General features: G+C 69.6%; 17 protein-coding genes and 1 pseudogene. 12 read left to right on the forward strand and 6 right to left on the reverse strand.

Annotated features, from left to right (window positions below; genetic code table 11):
• Positions 1-43: 43 nt before the first annotated feature.
• The 3 genes from ACWC94_RS25150 to ACWC94_RS25160 are packed head-to-tail and all read right to left on the reverse strand — an operon-like array spanning position 44 to position 2,584.
• Positions 44-760, reverse strand: a complete 717-nt coding sequence (locus tag ACWC94_RS25150; RefSeq protein WP_450799418.1) for an ABC transporter permease — start codon at positions 758-760, stop codon at positions 44-46.
• Positions 761-813: 53 nt separating this feature from the next.
• Positions 814-1,737 carry an ABC transporter ATP-binding protein gene (locus tag ACWC94_RS25155; RefSeq protein WP_450799212.1) on the reverse strand — a complete coding sequence of 308 codons (924 nt, stop codon included), beginning with the start codon at positions 1,735-1,737 and terminating at the stop codon, positions 814-816.
• Positions 1,738-1,768: 31 nt separating this feature from the next.
• Positions 1,769-2,584, reverse strand: coding sequence for an aminoglycoside N(3)-acetyltransferase (locus ACWC94_RS25160; protein ID WP_450799214.1), 816 nt, complete (start codon positions 2,582-2,584; stop codon positions 1,769-1,771).
• Positions 2,585-2,767: 183 nt separating this feature from the next.
• On the opposite strand from ACWC94_RS25160, the gene ACWC94_RS25165 reads away from it, so the two are divergent.
• From ACWC94_RS25165 to dapD, 11 genes are all read left to right on the forward strand, one after another.
• Positions 2,768-3,502, forward strand: a complete 735-nt coding sequence (locus ACWC94_RS25165; RefSeq protein ID WP_450799215.1) for a helix-turn-helix transcriptional regulator — start codon at positions 2,768-2,770, stop codon at positions 3,500-3,502.
• Positions 3,499-4,920, forward strand: a complete 1,422-nt coding sequence (gene sufB, locus ACWC94_RS25170; RefSeq protein ID WP_031166078.1) for a Fe-S cluster assembly protein SufB — start codon at positions 3,499-3,501, stop codon at positions 4,918-4,920. Before ACWC94_RS25165 ends, sufB begins: the two co-directional genes overlap by 4 nt.
• Before the next feature lie 62 nt (positions 4,921-4,982).
• Positions 4,983-6,167: a Fe-S cluster assembly protein SufD gene (gene sufD, locus ACWC94_RS25175; RefSeq protein WP_450799217.1), complete on the forward strand. Its 1,185-nt coding sequence runs from the start codon at positions 4,983-4,985 to the stop codon at positions 6,165-6,167.
• Complete coding sequence (locus ACWC94_RS25180; protein ID WP_039655354.1) at positions 6,164-6,481, forward strand: non-heme iron oxygenase ferredoxin subunit; 318 nt, start codon at positions 6,164-6,166, stop codon at positions 6,479-6,481. The genes sufD and ACWC94_RS25180 overlap by 4 nt, the downstream gene beginning before the upstream one ends.
• Positions 6,482-6,488: 7 nt before the next feature.
• Positions 6,489-7,253, forward strand: coding sequence for a Fe-S cluster assembly ATPase SufC (sufC, locus tag ACWC94_RS25185; protein ID WP_073892537.1), 765 nt, complete (start codon positions 6,489-6,491; stop codon positions 7,251-7,253).
• A complete protein-coding gene (locus ACWC94_RS25190; protein WP_450799219.1) occupies positions 7,250-8,506 on the forward strand; it encodes a cysteine desulfurase in 1,257 nt (418 codons plus the stop codon). Before sufC ends, ACWC94_RS25190 begins: the two co-directional genes overlap by 4 nt.
• Before the next feature lie 18 nt (positions 8,507-8,524).
• Positions 8,525-8,992 carry a Fe-S cluster assembly sulfur transfer protein SufU gene (gene sufU, locus ACWC94_RS25195; RefSeq protein ID WP_450799221.1) on the forward strand — a complete coding sequence of 156 codons (468 nt, stop codon included), beginning with the start codon at positions 8,525-8,527 and terminating at the stop codon, positions 8,990-8,992.
• Positions 8,989-9,321, forward strand: coding sequence for a metal-sulfur cluster assembly factor (locus ACWC94_RS25200; RefSeq protein ID WP_030792219.1), 333 nt, complete (start codon positions 8,989-8,991; stop codon positions 9,319-9,321). The genes sufU and ACWC94_RS25200 overlap by 4 nt, the downstream gene beginning before the upstream one ends.
• Before the next feature lie 106 nt (positions 9,322-9,427).
• The gene (locus ACWC94_RS25205; RefSeq protein ID WP_450799223.1) at positions 9,428-9,751 is read left to right on the forward strand and encodes a DMT family transporter; all 324 of its coding nucleotides are present in this window, start codon (positions 9,428-9,430) and stop codon (positions 9,749-9,751) included.
• On the forward strand, positions 9,751-10,287 hold the full coding sequence (locus ACWC94_RS25210; protein WP_450799225.1) for a TetR/AcrR family transcriptional regulator: 537 nt from the start codon (positions 9,751-9,753) through the stop codon (positions 10,285-10,287). Before ACWC94_RS25205 ends, ACWC94_RS25210 begins: the two co-directional genes overlap by 1 nt.
• A gap of 63 nt (positions 10,288-10,350) precedes the next feature.
• Positions 10,351-11,337, forward strand: a complete 987-nt coding sequence (gene dapD, locus ACWC94_RS25215) for a 2,3,4,5-tetrahydropyridine-2,6-dicarboxylate N-succinyltransferase (protein WP_450799227.1) — start codon at positions 10,351-10,353, stop codon at positions 11,335-11,337.
• A 133-nt stretch (positions 11,338-11,470) separates the two neighbouring features.
• On the opposite strand, the pseudogene ACWC94_RS25220 reads toward dapD, so the two are convergent.
• From ACWC94_RS25220 to ACWC94_RS25230, 3 genes and pseudogenes are all read right to left on the reverse strand, one after another.
• Positions 11,471-11,752: pseudogene (locus ACWC94_RS25220) on the reverse strand (GntR family transcriptional regulator); the annotation flags it as partial.
• Positions 11,749-14,472: a tetratricopeptide repeat protein gene (locus ACWC94_RS25225; RefSeq protein ID WP_450799229.1), complete on the reverse strand. Its 2,724-nt coding sequence runs from the start codon at positions 14,470-14,472 to the stop codon at positions 11,749-11,751. The pseudogene ACWC94_RS25220 and the gene ACWC94_RS25225, both read right to left, overlap by 4 nt.
• A 237-nt stretch (positions 14,473-14,709) precedes the next feature.
• Positions 14,710-15,054 (reverse strand): hypothetical protein, encoded by a 345-nt coding sequence (locus ACWC94_RS25230; protein WP_450799230.1) that lies wholly within the window; start codon positions 15,052-15,054, stop codon positions 14,710-14,712.
• Between the two features lie 516 nt (positions 15,055-15,570).
• Between ACWC94_RS25230 and ACWC94_RS25235 the strand changes: the two genes are divergently transcribed.
• Complete coding sequence (locus ACWC94_RS25235; protein WP_450799231.1) at positions 15,571-16,236, forward strand: 8-oxoguanine DNA glycosylase OGG fold protein; 666 nt, start codon at positions 15,571-15,573, stop codon at positions 16,234-16,236.
• Positions 16,237-16,361 lie beyond the last annotated feature (125 nt).

Raw genomic sequence — 16,361 nt, forward strand, 5'->3', positions numbered from 1 at the left:
GGCCGCCGCTTGTGCACACTTTCACGAGGGTCCACCGTACGGCTCACTCCCAGCGGAAGAACCTTCCCGCGGCGGCCAGTCCGACGACCGCCCACACCGCCAGGATCCCCAGGTCGCCCCAGGGCATCCCGGCTCCGTGCTGGAGCACGTCCCGCAAGCCGTCCGACAGCGCGGAGATGGGCAGCATCCCGAGCACGTGCTGTGCGGCCGGGCCGAACTTGTCCAGCGGCACGATGACGCCGCCGCCGACGAGCAGCAGCAGGAAGACCAGGTTGGCGGCGGCCAGGGTCGCCTCCGCCTTCAGCGTGCCCGCCATCAGCAGCCCGAGCCCGGAGAAGGCGGCCGTACCGAGGACGAGCAGGAGCAGGACGGCGGCGGGGTTGCCGTGCGGGGACCAGCCCAGCGCGAAGGCGATCACCGTCAGCAGGATCACCTGGAGAACCTCGGTGACCAGCACGGACGCCGTCTTGGCGGTCATCAGGGCCCAGCGGGGCAGTGGCGAGGAGGCGAGCCGCTTGAGTACGCCGTAGCGGCGCTCGAAGCCGGTCGCGATGGCCTGCCCGGTGAACGCCGTCGACATCACGGCCAGCGCCAGGATGCCGGGGGCCAGGAAGTCCACCGCCTCGCCCTTGCCGGTGTCCACGATGTCCACGGAGCTGAAGAGCACCAGCAGCAGGGTCGGGATGACGACCGTCAGCAGCAGCTGCTCGCCGTTGCGCAGCAGCATCTTCGTCTCCAGCGCCGCCTGCGCCGCGATCATGCGGGGGAGGGGCGCCGCACCCGGCTGGGGGGCGTACGTACCGGTTGCGGTCGTCACGAGCGCAGCTCCTTGCCTGTGAGCTCCAGAAAAACGTCCTCCAGCGTGTGCCGCTCCACCGAGATGCGGTCCGGCATCACTCCGTGCTGGGCGCACCAGGAGGTCACGGTGGCCAGCAGCTGCGGGTCGACCTTGCCGACGACCCGGTAGCTGCCCGGGGTCAGCTCGGCGGCCGTGCAGTCGGCCGGGAGGGCCTTCAGCAGGGAGCCCACGTCGAGGCCGGGGCGGCCGGTGAAGCGCAGGGTGTTCTCGGCGCCGCCCTTGCACAGCTCCTCCGGGGAGCCCTGGGCGATGACCCGGCCGCCGTCGATGATGGCCACGTCGTCGGCGAGCTGCTCGGCCTCTTCCATGTAGTGCGTGGTGAGGATCACCGAGACCCCGTCCGCGCGCAGGTCCTTCACCAGGTCCCAGGTGGCCCGGCGGGCCTGCGGGTCCAGTCCGGCCGTGGGCTCGTCCAGGAAGACCAGTTCCGGGCGCCCCACGACGGCCATGGCGAGTGCGAGCCGCTGCTGCTGGCCGCCGGACAGCCGCCGGTAGCCGGTCCGCCCGCAGGCGCCCAGCCCCAGCCGCTCGATCAGCGCGTCCACGTCCAGCGGATGCGCGTGCAGCTTGGCCACGTGGCGCAGCATCTCGTCGGCCCGGGCGCCGGAGTACACGCCGCCGGACTGGAGCATCACACCGATACGGGGACGCAGCTCGGCGGACTGGCGCACCGGGTCGAGGCCCAGGACCCGCACCGTGCCGGAATCCGGCTTCCGGTACCCCTCGCAGGACTCGACCGTGGTCGTCTTCCCCGCCCCGTTGGGACCGAGTACGGCGGTCACGCCCGCCTCGGCCACCAGGTCGAGGCCGTCCACCGCGGTCTTCGTGCCGTACCGCTTCACCAGGGCCTGGACCTGAACCACGGGCTCGCTTCGCATGGGTCCAGAGTCTAGGGAAGCGCCGGGCCGGTCAGGCGCGGGGGTGGGAGATCTCCTCCTCACGGGGCCGGTGGACGGCCAGCCACCGCTCGGCGTAGGCCACGGCGTCCGCGACGGGGAACAGCCGGGCCTCGGCGGCGCCGACCCTTCCGCGTACCACGGGACGGTCCCGTTCGAAGTCGTGCCCCAGTTCGTCGAAGCGGTCGGAGGTGATCGACACCTCGACCACGGTCTCCCAGCCGCCGCCCGGCGCCGGGCGGCCGACCTCCGCCAGCGGGGACGGGATGCGGTACTCGGCCAGGTGGAAGCTGGTGCAGGAGTCGTATCCGGCGCCCAGCAGCAGCACCCGGGCGCCCAGCTTCTCCAGCCGGGCGAGCGGGCTGCGCTCGCCGAGCCGGCAGTCGGGCGCGTGGCCGCCGGTGATCTCCCGCGCGTGCGGGCCGAGCGCCGCGAACGAGGTCTGCGGGTGTGCGCTGCGCAGGGCGCCGGGCCAGGTCCGTACGGTCTCCGGGACCACGCCGACGCCGCGGGTGGGGGTGATCAGCGGGTCGTAGGCGGGCATCGTGGCGCGGATCCGGTCCCACCACTCCTCGGGCACCGGAGGGTTCCCCCACACGGCCGGGTCGGACAGGTCGGCCGACTGGGTCGGGACGACCAGCGTGCCCGACGGGCCGAGGGCGTCGAGGAGACCTTGGACGACCGCGACGGCGCCTCCGTTCACCCAGCCGAGCGAGCGGAGGGAGGAGTGCACCAGGAGGATCTCGCCGGTTTCCACACCCAGCAGACGCAGCTGTGCGGCGATGGTGTCGCGCGTGACGAGAGGGCCGGTCGGAGGGGGTGTCGGCATGGTTCGCGAGTCTTCCCGACGGACCCGTCCGCCGCCACCGATTTGCCTGGTCAGGGCCTCGCGAATGATCGATCAAAGATCGTTTCCGCAGGTCGGATTAGGTATCCCTAAGTGACGCAGGGCACCGCTCGATGATCCGGACGGCGCTTGTCAGGCTCCGCGGAATTACGCAACAATGGCGTTGTGAAAAACGTCGGCGAGGCTCGGGAGACCCCCCTGGGGGCCCCGCAGGAGGAACTCGCGACCGGTGAGCGCTCCACGCGCAACCGCGTCGCGCGATCCATCCTGGACCACGGCCCGTCGACCGTCGCCGAGCTCGCCGGCCGGCTGGGACTGACCCAGGCGGCCGTCCGGCGTCACCTGGACGCACTGGTCGCCGACGACGTCGTGGAGGCCCGCGAACAGCGCGTGTACGGCACGCGCACACGTGGCCGCCCCGCCAAGGTCTTCGCGCTGACCGACTGCGGCCGCGACGCCTTCGACCAGTCGTACGACAAGCTCGCCGCGGACGCGCTCCGCTGGATCGCCGAGCAGGGGGGCGGCCCCGAGGCGGTCGCCGCCTTCGCCCGCGCCCGGATCACCGCCCAGGCGCGCGCGTACCGCAAGGCGATCGAGGCCGTGACGCCCGACAAACGCGCGGAAGCGCTGGCCAAGGCCCTGAGTGTCGACGGGTACGCTGCTACGGCGCGCAGCGCACCGGTCGGCGAGCAGCTGTGCCAGCACCACTGCCCGGTCGCCCATGTCGCGGAGCAGTTCCCGCAGCTGTGCGAGGCGGAGACGGAGATCTTCGCGGAGCTGCTGGGTACCCACGTCCAGCGACTGGCGACCATCGCGCACGGCGACGGCGTCTGCACGACGTTCATCCCCAAGACATCCACTGACGCACCTGCAAGCACGGCCGGGAGGAACCCCGCATGACTCTCCCCACGGAGACTGCCCACCCCGAACTCGAGGGCCTGGGCAAGTACGAATACGGCTGGGCCGACTCCGACGTGGCCGGTGCCTCCGCCAGGCGCGGCCTGAACGAGGAGGTCGTCCGCGACATCTCCGGCAAGAAGTCGGAGCCGGAGTGGATGACCAAGCTGCGCCTGAAGGGCCTGAAGCTCTTCGAGAAGAAGCCGATGCCGAACTGGGGCTCCGACCTCTCGGGCATCGACTTCGACAACATCAAGTACTTCGTGCGCTCCACGGAGAAGCAGGCGGAGTCCTGGGAGGACCTGCCCGAGGACATCAAGAACACCTACGACAAGCTGGGCATCCCGGAGGCCGAGAAGCAGCGCCTCGTCGCCGGTGTCGCCGCCCAGTACGAGTCGGAGGTCGTCTACCACCAGATCCGCGAGGACCTGGAGGAGCAGGGCGTCATCTTCCTCGACACCGACACCGCCCTGAAGGAGCACCCGGAGCTCTTCAAGGAGTACTTCGGCACGGTCATCCCGGCCGGTGACAACAAGTTCGCCGCGCTGAACACCGCCGTGTGGTCCGGCGGCTCCTTCATCTACGTGCCGAAGGGCGTGCACGTCGAGATCCCGCTGCAGGCCTACTTCCGTATCAACACGGAGAACATGGGCCAGTTCGAGCGGACCCTGATCATCGTCGACGAGGGTGCCTACGTGCACTACGTCGAGGGCTGCACGGCCCCGATCTACAAGTCGGACTCGCTGCACTCCGCGGTCGTCGAGATCATCGTCAAGAAGAACGCCCGCTGCCGCTACACGACCATCCAGAACTGGTCGAACAACGTCTACAACCTGGTCACCAAGCGCGCCGTGGCCTACGAGGGCGCGACCATGGAGTGGATCGACGGCAACATCGGCTCCAAGGTGACGATGAAGTACCCGGCCGTCTACCTGATGGGCGAGCACGCCAAGGGCGAGACCCTGTCCATCGCCTTCGCGGGCGAGGGCCAGCACCAGGACGCCGGTTCCAAGATGGTCCACATGGCGCCGAACACCTCGTCCAACATCGTCTCCAAGTCGGTGGCGCGCGGCGGCGGCCGTACCTCGTACCGCGGCCTGGTCGAGATCGGCGAGGGTGCCCACGGCTCCAAGTCCAACGTGCTGTGTGACGCGCTGCTGGTCGACACCATCTCCCGCTCCGACACGTACCCCTACGTCGACGTCCGCGAGGACGACGTGTCCATGGGGCACGAGGCGACCGTCTCCAAGGTCTCCGAGGACCAGCTCTTCTACCTGATGAGCCGCGGTCTGACCGAGTTCGAGGCGATGGCGATGATCGTGCGCGGCTTCGTCGAGCCGATCGCCAAGGAGCTGCCCATGGAGTACGCCCTCGAGCTCAACCGGCTGATCGAGCTGCAGATGGAAGGCGCGGTCGGCTAAGACCCGCGGTCCGGACGACAGCTAGCGAAATCTGACGCAGGAAAGAGAGCAGACCGACAGCCATGGCTGAGGCTCAGAACATCCCCGTGGGATCCACCACCGCGGGCCAGATCGCGGTCGCCGCCGAGTCGACCGTCGTCTCGCGCATGAGCGCGCCCCCGTCCTTCGACGTGGCGGACTTCCCGGTCCCCCACGGACGTGAGGAGGAGTGGCGGTTCACGCCGCTGGAGCGGCTGCGCGGGCTGCACGACGGCACCGCGGTCGCCACCGGCGACGGCGTGAAGGTGGACGTCCAGGCCCCCGAGGGCGTGACCGTCGAGACCGTCGGCCGCGACGACGCCCGCATCGGCCGGGCCGGCACCCCGGTGGACCGCGTCGCCGCCCAGGCGTACTCCGCCTTCGAGCAGGCCGGCGTGGTCACCGTCCCCAAGGAGACGGTGCTCACCGAGCCGATCCGTATCGCCGTGCACGGCGAGGGCGGGGTCGCCTACGGCCACCAGGTGATCGAGCTGGGCGCCTTCGCCGAGGCCGTCGTCGTCATCGACCACACCGGTGACGCGGTACTCGCCGCCAACGTCGACTACGTCCTGGGCGACGGTGCCAAGCTGACCGTCGTCTCCGTCCAGGACTGGGACGACAAGGCCGTGCACGTGGGCCAGCACAACGCGCTGATCGGCCGGGACGCCACCTTCAAGTCGTTCGTGGTCACCTTCGGCGGCGACCTCGTACGCCTGCACCCGCGCGTCGCCTACGCCGGCACCGGCGGCGAGGCCGAGCTGTTCGGCCTGTACTTCACCGACGCCGGGCAGCACCAGGAGCACCGCCTGCTGGTCACCCACAACACCCCGCACTGCAAGTCGAACGTCGTCTACAAGGGCGCGCTCCAGGGCGACGACGCGCACGCGGTCTGGATCGGCGACGTGCTCATCGAGGCCAAGGCCGAGGGCACGGACACCTACGAGATGAACCGCAACCTGGTCCTCACGGACGGCGCGCGCGTCGACTCGGTGCCGAACCTGGAGATCGAGACCGGCGAGATCGTCGGTGCCGGCCACGCCTCCGCCACCGGCCGCTTCGACGACGAGCAGCTCTTCTACCTGATGGCCCGCGGCATCCCGGAGCACGAGGCCCGCCGTCTGGTGGTCCGCGGCTTCTTCGCCGGGCTCGTCCAGCAGATCGGTGTCGCCGACATCGAGGAGCGCCTGCTCGCCAAGATCGAAGAGGAGCTGGAGGCTTCGGTCGCATGACCTTCGTACGCGCCTGCGGGCTGAGCGAGCTGGAGGAGGACACCCCGAAGCGGGTGGAACTCGACGGCACGCCGGTCTCGGTCGTCAAGACCGAGGGGGAGGTGTTCGCGATCCACGACATCTGCTCCCACGCGAACGTCTCGCTGTCCGAGGGCGAGGTGGAGGACTGCCAGATCGAGTGCTGGCTGCACGGCTCCGCCTTCGACCTGCGCACCGGCAAGCCGTCCGGCCTCCCGGCCACGCGCCCCGTCCCCGTATACCCCGTAAAGATCGAAGGGGACGACGTTCTCGTCTCCGTCACCCAGGAGTCCTGAGGCACCCATGGCAACGCTTGAAATCCGAGACCTGCACGTCACCGTCGAGGCCGACAACGCCACGAAGGAGATCCTCAAGGGCGTCGACCTCACCGTGAAGCAGGGCGAGACGCACGCCATCATGGGCCCCAACGGCTCGGGCAAGTCGACCCTCGCCTACTCGCTCGCGGGTCACCCGAAGTACACGATCACCAGCGGCACCGTGCTGCTCGACGGCGAGGACGTCCTGGAGATGTCCGTCGACGAGCGCGCCCGCGCGGGCCTGTTCCTGGCGATGCAGTACCCGGTCGAGGTCCCCGGCGTCTCGGTCTCCAACTTCCTGCGCACCTCCGCCACCGCCATCCGCGGCGAGGCCCCCAAGCTGCGCACCTGGGTGAAGGAGGTCAAGGAGGCCATGGAACGCCTCAACATGGACCCGTCCTTCGCCGAGCGGAATGTGAACGAGGGCTTCTCCGGCGGTGAGAAGAAGCGCCACGAGATCCTTCAGCTGGAGCTGCTCAAGCCGAAGGTCGCGATCCTCGACGAGACCGACTCCGGCCTGGACGTCGACGCGCTCCGCATCGTCTCCGAGGGCGTCAACCGCGTCCGCGAGACCGGCGAGGTCGGCACCCTGCTGATCACGCACTACACGCGCATCCTGCGCTACATCAAGCCCGACCACGTCCACGTGTTCGCCGGCGGCCGCATCGTCGAGTCCGGCGGCCCCGAGCTCGCGGACAAGCTGGAGAACGAGGGCTACGAGGCATACGTGAAGGGTGGCGCATCCGCGTGACACAGCTGCCGGGCCTCCTCGACACCGAGGCGATCCGCAAGGACTTCCCCGTACTGGACCGCGTCGTCCACGACGGCAGGAAGCTCGTGTACCTGGACAACGCGGCGACCAGCCAGAAGCCGCGTCAGGTACTGGACGCCCTGAGCGAGTACTACGAGCGCTACAACGCCAACGTCCACCGCGGTGTGCATGTGCTCGCCGAGGAGGCCACGGCGCTGTACGAGGGCGCACGCGACAAGGTCGCCGCGTTCGTCAACGCGCCGAGCCGCGACGAGGTGATCTTCACCAAGAACGCCTCCGAGTCGCTGAACCTCGTGGCGAACATGCTGGGCTGGGCCGACGAGCCCTACCGGGTGGACCACGAGACCGAGATCGTCATCACGGAGATGGAGCACCACTCCAACATCGTGCCGTGGCAGCTGCTGGCACAGCGCACGGGCGCGAAGCTGAAGTGGTTCGGCCTCACCGACGACGGCCGGCTCGACCTGTCCAACATCGACGAGATCATCACCGAGAAGACGAAGATCGTCTCCTTCGTGCTGGTGTCGAACATCCTGGGCACGGTCAACCCGGTCGAGGCGATAGTGCGCCGCGCGCAGGAAGTCGGCGCGCTGGTCTGCATCGACGCCTCCCAGGCCGCCCCGCACATGCCGCTGGACGTACAGGCCCTGCAGGCCGACTTCGTGGCCTTCACCGGTCACAAGATGTGCGGCCCGACCGGCATCGGCGTCCTGTGGGGCCGCCAGGAGCTCCTGGAGGACCTTCCCCCGTTCCTGGGCGGCGGCGAGATGATCGAGACCGTCTCGATGCACTCGTCCACGTACGCCCCGGCGCCGCACAAGTTCGAGGCGGGCACGCCCCCGATCGCCCAGGCGGTCGGTCTCGGCGCCGCGATCGACTACCTCCAGTCGATTGGCATGGACAAGATCCTCGCCCACGAGCACGCGCTCACCGAGTACGCGGTCCAGCGCCTGCAGAAGGTCCCGGACCTCAGGATCATCGGCCCGACGACGGCCGAGGACCGCGGCGCGGCGATCTCCTTCACGCTCGGTGACATCCACCCGCACGACGTGGGCCAGGTCCTGGACGAGCAGGGCATCGCCGTCCGCGTCGGCCACCACTGCGCGCGGCCCGTCTGCCTGCGCTACGGAATTCCTGCGACCACGCGAGCGTCGTTCTACCTGTACTCCACGCCGGCCGAGATCGACGCACTGGTCGAGGGGCTGGAGCACGTTCGGAACTTCTTCGGCTGAGGGACGTGAGCTGAGACCGTGAAGCTGGATTCGATGTACCAGGAAGTCATCCTGGACCACTACAAGAACCCCCATGGGCGTGGTCTGAGGGATGGCGACGCCGAGGTACACCACGTGAACCCGACGTGCGGCGACGAGATCACCCTCCGTGTGAAGTACGACGGCACGAAGATCGCGGACGTCTCGTACGAGGGCCAGGGCTGCTCCATCAGCCAGGCCTCCGCCTCCGTGCTGAACGAGCTGCTGGTCGGCAAGGACCTGACCGAGGCGCAGAAGATCCAGGAGACCTTCCTGGAACTGATGCAGTCGAAGGGAAGGATCGAGCCGGACGAGGCGATGGAGGACATCCTGGAGGACGCGGTCGCGTTCGCCGGTGTCTCCAAGTACCCCGCGCGGGTCAAGTGCGCCCTCCTGAGCTGGATGGCGTGGAAGGACGCGACGGCCCAGGCGCTGGGTGGCGCCGCCGCCGAAAGGAAGACGGCATGACCGACACCGCTGAGATGAAGCCGGCCTCCGAGGAGGAGCTGCGCGAGGCCCTGATGGACGTCGTCGACCCCGAGCTGGGCATCGACGTCGTCAACCTCGGCCTGATCTACGGCATCCACATCGACGACTCCAACATCGCGACCGTCGACATGACCCTGACCTCCGCGGCCTGCCCGCTGACGGACGTCATCGAGGACCAGGCCAAGTCCGCCACGGACGGCCTCGTCAACGAGCTGCGCATCAACTGGGTCTGGATGCCCCCGTGGGGCCCCGACAAGATCACGGACGACGGCCGCGAGCAGCTTCGGGCGCTCGGCTTCAACGTCTGAGGCAGAGCCTGCGAAAAGGGGCCACGGCAGCACGCCGGGGCCCCTTTTCGTATGTGCGGAAGACGCATGTGTACGGCCGTACACAACGCTGTGTACGATCGTACACATGGGATACCTGACGCTCGCCGGCGCCATAGCCGCCGAGGTCGCCGCGACGACGGCGATGAAGTACAGCGAGGGGTTCAGCCGGCTCTGGCCCTCGCTCGTGACGACTCTGGGCTACCTCGTCTCCTTCGCGCTGCTCGCCCACACACTGAAGACCGTCCAGATCGGCACGGCGTACGCGATCTGGTCCGGAGTGGGCACCGCGGCCATCGCCGTCCTCGGCCTGCTGCTCTTCGGGGAGGGGCTGAGCATCGCCAAGGTGGGCGGGATCCTGCTGATCATCGGGGGAGTGGTCGTGCTGAACCTGGGCGGGGCGAGCCACTGATGCCGCGCCGCTACGACCCCGACCGGCGCCGCCGCATCATCGACGCGGCGATCCGTGTCGTCGGCAGGGACGGCATCGCCGGTCTGAGCCACCGCTCGGTCGCCGCCGAGGCGGACGTCCCGCTCGGTTCCACGACGTACCATTTCGCCACCCTGGAAGAGCTGATGGTGGCCGCGCTGCGGCAGGCGAACGAGAACTTCGCCAGGGTGCTGGCCGAACGGCTGCCGGAGCAGGACGGCGACGGCGACCTCGCCGGGGAACTCGCCGGCGCGCTCGGCGAGTGGCTGGGCGGCGACCGTACGGGTGTGGAGCTGGAGTACGAGCTGTATCTCGCGGCCCTGCGGCGCCCCGCGCTGCGCCCCGTCGCCGCCGAGTGGACCGAGGACGCGGCGGCGCTGCTGGCCCGGCGCACCGACCCGGTCACGGCCCGCGCCCTGCTCGCCCTGATGGACGGCATCAGCCTCCAGGTGCTGCTGACCGGCGGTTCGTACGACGAGGAGTACACCCGCGCCGCGCTGGCTCGGCTGATCCCCTGAAGGCGCGCCCGGCACGTGAGACGCGGTTCGCCCTCACGACCCCGCTCACGTTAGGTTTTCCCCATGACCGAGTCTGCTTCCCGCACCACCGGCGCCGTCGCCGCCGGCCTTGCCACCCTCGCCTCCGACGGCACCGTTCTCGACACCTGGTTCCCGGCCCCCGAACTGGTCGAGGAGCCGGGCCCGGCCGGCACCGAGCGGCTCACCGCCGAGCAGGCGGCCGAGCTGCTGGGCGGCGGCGCGACCGCGGCGATCGGCCCGGACGCCCGCCGGGGCGTCGAGGTGGTCGCGGTCCGCACGGTCATCGCCTCCCTCGACGAGAAGCCGCTCGACGCCCACGACGTCTACCTGCGCCTGCACCTGCTCTCGCACCGCCTGGTCAAGCCGCACGGCCAGAGCCTGGACGGCATCTTCGGCCACCTCGCCAACGTCGCCTGGACCTCGCTCGGCCCGGTCGCCGTGGACGACATCGAGAAGGTGCGGCTCAACGCCCGCGCCGAGGGCCTGCACCTCCAGGTCACCTCGATCGACAAGTTCCCGCGCATGACGGACTACGTCGCCCCCAAGGGCGTACGCATCGCCGACGCCGACCGGGTCCGCCTCGGCGCGCACCTCGCCGAGGGCACCACGGTCATGCACGAGGGCTTCGTCAACTTCAACGCCGGCACGCTCGGCACCTCCATGGTCGAGGGCCGGATCTCCGCGGGCGTCGTGGTCGGCAACGGCTCCGACATCGGCGGCGGCGCCTCCACCATGGGCACCCTGTCCGGCGGCGGCAACGTGATCATCTCCATCGGCGAGCGCTGCCTGATCGGCGCCGAGGCGGGCGTCGGCATCGCGCTCGGCGACGAGTGCGTGGTCGAGGCCGGCCTCTACATCACCGCGGGCACCCGCATCACCATGCCCGACGGCCAGATCGTCAAGGCCCGCGAGCTCAACGGCGCCTCCAACATCCTCTTCCGCCGCAACTCGGTCAGCGGCAAGGTCGAGGCCCGCCCGAACAACGCGGTCTGGGGCGGCCTGAACGACATCCTGCACAGCCACAACTGATCATTGGCGGCCGTGACCTGCGGCCGCCTTATCGATCAACGCTCTGACCTGCTGCTGAGCTGTCGGCAGTTGTCGACGTTGGTCACCATCGAGCGCCCTTCCACGGCCCCTGGGCGGCCCGGGAGGGCGCTTGTGCGTGGGCCCCGCTCCAAGAGACCGCGGCCATGCGGTTCACGTCGCCTGCCCCTGCGTGCGGCCCTCCCTCGGGGAGGACGACGAGTGTGCCGGCGGTGAGGTCGTACGGTTCCCATCTCGTGGACAGCTGCACCGGCTTGGCGTCGGCCAGGCACTCGTACGTCGTCCGGACGCACAGGTCACCATGGGCGATCCGGAGCCGAGTCGGGATCTCTGCGGGAGCCGGCGCTTTGGCCTCCGTCCGGCTCTCCCAGTCCCCTTGCCTGCCCGGGGCGTTCATGTCCGCCCGGAACGGCGACCCGTCGGGCCGCTCGCGCGCGGACGAACGGACTTATCGGCTTCTGAGAGGCGCCCTTGGTCGTGATCGGTCGTTGTGATTGCAGTACTCGGTTGCTGTACGGCTTGGGCAGCGCTGCGAACGTGAGTGAGGTTGTTGCGGGCGGTGAGCGTGTCGGGGTGGTCGGGGCCGAGGAGGCGTTCCCGGTCGGTCAGGACCTGTTCGAGTAGTTCGAGCCCTTCTTGGGCACGCCCCGCATCGTGGTAGGAGATGGCGAGGTTGTTGCGGGCGGTGAGCGTGTCGGGGTGGTCGGGACCGAGGAGGCGTTCCCGGTCGGTCAGGACCTGTTCGAGTAGTTCGAGCCCTTCTTGGGCACGCCCCGCATCGTGGTAGGAGCCGGCGAGGTTGTTGCGGGCGGTGAGCGTCGCGGGGTGGTCCGGGCCGAGGAGACGCTGCATGTCGGTCAGGACCTGCTCGAGCAGTTCGAGCCCTTCCTGGGCGCGCCCCGCATCGTGGTAGGAGTTGGCGAGGTTGCCACGGGCGGTGAGCGTGTCGGGGTGGTCCGGGCCGAAGAGGCGTTCCCGGTCAGCCACGACCCGCTCGTGCAGTTCGAGCGCCTCCTGGATGTGCCCGGCATCGCGGTAGGAGTTGGCGAGGTTGCTGCGGGCCGAGAGGGCGTCGGGGTGATCCGGACTGAGGAGACGCTGCATATCGGCCATGACCCGTTTGCGTAGTTCAAGCGCCTCCTGGATGCGCCCGGCATCGTGGTAGGAGTTGGCGAGGTTGTTGCGGGCGGAGAGGGTGTCGGGGTGGTCCGGGCCGAAGATGCGTTCCCGGTCAGCCACGACCCGCTCGTGCAGTTCGAGCGCCTCCTGGGCGCGCCCCGCATGATGGCAGGAGGTGGCGAGGTTGTTGCGGGCAGTGATGGTGTCGGGGTGGTCGGGGCCGAGGAGGCGTTCCCGGTCAGCGACGACCCGCTCGCGCAGTTCGAGGGCCTCCTGGATGCGCCCGGCATCGCTGTAGGAGACGGCGAGGTTGCTGCGGGCTGAGAGGGCGTCGGGGTGGTCGGGGCCGAGGAGGCGTTCCCGGTCAGCGGCGACCCGCTCGCGCAGTTCGAGGGCCTCCTGGATGCGCCCGGCATCGCCGTAGGAGTTGGCGAGGTTGTTGCGGGCGGTGAGCGTGTCGGGGTGGTCCGGGCCGAAAAGGCGTTCCATGCTGGCCAGGACCCGCTCGTGCAGTTCGAGGGCCTCCTGCGTGCGCCCGGCATCGCGGTAGGTGTTGGCGAGGTTGTTGCGGGCGGAGAGGGTCTCGCGGTGGTCCGGGCCGAAGATGCGTTCCCGGTCAGCCAGGACCTGCTCGTGCAGTTCGAGGGCCTCCTGAATGCGGCCGGCATGATGGTGGGAGACGGCGAGGTTGCTGCGGGCAGTGAGGGTGTCGGGGTGGTCTGGGCCGAGGATGTCGCAACTCTGCTGATAGGCCCTCTGATCGTATTCAAGAGCCTGTTTGTAGAGGCCTACTGCTGTCAGGCTGCTGCTGACCTGGTAAATGCACCTGTGTGTTGCTGGCTTCCACAGGTACGGGCGGGTGTGGTGGTCAAGAAGCATGGTGTTCGCGCGCAGTGCCGCGGACAGGTCGCGGTCGTGGTGATCGAGGTCGGGCCACAGGCTGAGGATCGTGTCAGCCGCGGTACGGGCAAGCGCGGGCAGTGCTTGGGGCGGGATCGTCTCGCGTATGGCCCGGGCGGTCAGGGCGTGGACGCGGATCGGTGCCTGGGTGGTGTCCTGGGCGATGAGGGCGTAGGTGCGCAGGCACTCCAGCGCGGTGTGGATGTCCTGCTCGGCGATGGCTGGCTGACGTCCGCGCAGCCAACGCCGGCGGCCGGGGCGCAACGTGCGCAGATGTGCCCTCACCGGCGGTGTGGTCCACAGGTCGGCGGGGTGGCCGAGCGGGTCCATGAGCGCGATGAGTTCCAGGAGCGGACGGGCGAGGCGGGTGGCGTCTGCGGCCTGCACGGCGTTGAGCGAGACGAGAAGGGCCGTGGTGACGGGACGTCCGTAGCCCTCGGTGTCCGCATTCGGCGGCAGGAGATCGCTCAACTTGTTGCCGGTGTCGCGGAAGCGCTCCAGATAGTCGGCGATGCTGCACCGCTTGTTGATCACGTAGGCGGCGGCGTGGCCAAGGGCCAGCGGTAGACGGCCGAGTTCCTCGGCCAGCCGGTCGGCCTCATCGGCGTCGTAGAGGCGGGGGTGCCCCGCGTCGGCGAGGCGGCGATGCAGGTAGGCGCGGGCTTCCTCGACGGTGTAGAGATCCAGGCGGATCAGCTTGCGCCCCTGGCCGCTGAGCAGGGCGTCACTGCGCCGAGTCGTGGCGAGGACCCAGCCGGTCCGGTGGCTGCCGTCGGGCCACCAGGGATCGACGGCTTCTGGGTCGATGATGTCGTCCAGCACGATCAGCCAACGCCGCTCGGTGGCAGGCAGCCACGCAAGGAACGCTTTGGCCGCGGCGGCGACATCCCCCGAAGCACTGCCCGGGAGGCCGAGCCGGTCGGCGGCATCGGCATAGGCGGTGATGATCTGGTCGGGCTCGGTCGCATTCGCCCACACCAGGACGTCCAGTCCGCTGTCCCGCGACCGTTCCTGGTCGCGCAGCTCACGGGCCAGCGCGGCGGCGAGCTGGCTCTTACCGACCCCGCCGTCGCCGGCCAGCACCTGCGAGAGCACCACACTGCCACCCGCAGAGCGGGCCTGCCTGACTGCCTCGCGGGCCTGGGCACGTGATTGAAAGGCCGCGGCCAGCCGCGGAACGGTGCCCACCCATACCGGCCACTCGACCTGAGACGCCGTCACGGGTGGCACCTGAACATGCACGTCACCCGCGATCTGGGTGACGGACCCCTGAGCATGGGCGCGCTGCCACATCCGGCGCTGACTCGGGCCCTGTCTCACAGCTGCGATCCCCCACTACGCCCGGTTGCCGCCGACCTGGTCGATGTCACCGCCGCCGCGCGCCTTCTGTCGGATGCTCTCCCGCAGAACACGACGGCGGGTCGCGGGCGTCCCACCCCGGTCTCCCCCCGTCTGTGTGATGTTCCCCTGCCCGCGCGCCGACTGCCGCGCCCTGCGCATCGGGGAGGCGCCCGTTGGGCCGGGACCGGCCTGGGACGCCCACCAGCCGACGGCCGCCAGAACGCCGGCCGCGACCACCCCCGCGACGGGCCCGATGACCTCCCACGGGTCCTTTCCACCGTCGGACAGCACCGCCCAGGGCACCGCGACAACGAAGAAGGCCACAACCGAAGCGGCCACCGCCACGATCCACCGCGCTACTGCCTGCATGCCCGTCCCCCGACACCCACCCGTGCCAACACGCTCTGGAACAACCCATGTTGGCACGGAACCTCTCGCCTGCACGCACACCTGCAGGGAACCGATGCGAACAACAGGGGGTCGGTCCACGCGGTCAATGAAGCCGACTGCCGCCGTGGACCATCGAGCGCGTGACAGCCGCGCATGACGCGCTGCCGGACGCCTACCAGGAGATGGTCTCCCTGGGGGCGGGCTGCGGCCTGCGACAAGGCGAAATCTTCGGCGGCAAGGAACGGCATGTGCCGTTGCCGGAGTCGGTCTCCTTCGCGGTGGCCGCGCACATCACCACACCCGCACCGGCCGAGATCACCTTGCCGTGGAAGACGCTCGACGGCCCGCCGATCAGGGCCTCGCACCACCATGTCCGCCCGCCGCCCCATATTCTTTGGCCCACGACCTCTTCGTCCCGAAGTAACTTGGACGGGGCACGCCGTCGTCATGGCCAGGGGGAGCATGATGGAGCAGCTTCGGAAGCTCGTTGTCCGCTACGGCGCGTGCGAACAGCAGCCCGTACGCTTCCGTCCGGAAACGTGGCGCTCGCGACTGGAGACGCACGGAGCGGCGCACGTACTCGATATCGGCAGGTCTGCGAACGGGACGAACGGTGGCCGTCTCGTCGACCGGGGCGACCTGACCCGTCTCCGTGACCGCGTCGGTGACGATCCCGGCGGCCTGCGCGACCTGTTCGTGGCCGTCATGATCTGGGGCTCGGGTACCACCAACGGACGTGGGCCGCGGTACACCGAAGCGGCGCTGTCCGACCCGCGTATGCCCACTGTCCTGCGGACCACGCGCGAAGCGGTTCGAGACGGCGACCTGAGCGGGGCCTATCGAAGGTTCGTCCTCAAAGGGGTGGGGCGGTCCTTCTTCACCAAGTGGTTCGCGGCCGTGGACGACCGCGACGCCGCATGCGACCGGGCCCTGATCCTCGACGACCGGGTCTTTCGTTCGCTGAACGCCCTCGGGTGGTCCAGTGGGAAGGCGGCCGGCACACGCCACTGGCCCACCCGGTACGCCACCTACGTCGGCGCCATGCACGGCTGGGCCTCGTCTGCGGGAGTCACGGCGGACTGGCTCGAGTGGCTCCTCTTCCATCTGAACGGTCGCGTTGACGAGCCCTGAGCCTGGGAAAGCCGAGGCGATCCACGGACGGCCGCAGGGCCCCGCGCGCCCGGGCACGGTTCCTGTCGGCCGCCCGCGGTGACCACACGAACCGAGGCGTGCTCCGGCGCCGGCCGGGGTGTGAC

Source organism: Streptomyces sp. NPDC001135 (genome assembly GCF_053598395.1).

Bases quoted from the DNA above. Each gene is read 5' to 3' on its own strand.
- ACWC94_RS25150 (WP_450799418.1), bottom strand. From the start codon at position 760: ATGATCGCGGCGCAGGCGGCGCTGGAGACGAAGATGCTGCTGCGCAAC.
- sufD (WP_450799217.1), top strand. From the start codon at position 4,983: ATGGCTGAGGCTCAGAACATCCCCGTGGGATCCACCACCGCGGGCCAG.
- ACWC94_RS25205 (WP_450799223.1), top strand. From the start codon at position 9,428: ATGGGATACCTGACGCTCGCCGGCGCCATAGCCGCCGAGGTCGCCGCG.
- dapD (WP_450799227.1), top strand. From the start codon at position 10,351: ATGACCGAGTCTGCTTCCCGCACCACCGGCGCCGTCGCCGCCGGCCTT.
- ACWC94_RS25210 (WP_450799225.1), top strand. From the start codon at position 9,751: ATGCCGCGCCGCTACGACCCCGACCGGCGCCGCCGCATCATCGACGCG.
- ACWC94_RS25180 (WP_039655354.1), top strand. From the start codon at position 6,164: ATGACCTTCGTACGCGCCTGCGGGCTGAGCGAGCTGGAGGAGGACACC.
- sufB (WP_031166078.1), top strand. From the start codon at position 3,499: ATGACTCTCCCCACGGAGACTGCCCACCCCGAACTCGAGGGCCTGGGC.
- sufC (WP_073892537.1), top strand. From the start codon at position 6,489: ATGGCAACGCTTGAAATCCGAGACCTGCACGTCACCGTCGAGGCCGAC.
- ACWC94_RS25200 (WP_030792219.1), top strand. From the start codon at position 8,989: ATGACCGACACCGCTGAGATGAAGCCGGCCTCCGAGGAGGAGCTGCGC.
- ACWC94_RS25160 (WP_450799214.1), bottom strand. From the start codon at position 2,584: ATGCCGACACCCCCTCCGACCGGCCCTCTCGTCACGCGCGACACCATC.
- ACWC94_RS25235 (WP_450799231.1), top strand. From the start codon at position 15,571: ATGGAGCAGCTTCGGAAGCTCGTTGTCCGCTACGGCGCGTGCGAACAG.
- ACWC94_RS25155 (WP_450799212.1), bottom strand. From the start codon at position 1,737: ATGCGAAGCGAGCCCGTGGTTCAGGTCCAGGCCCTGGTGAAGCGGTAC.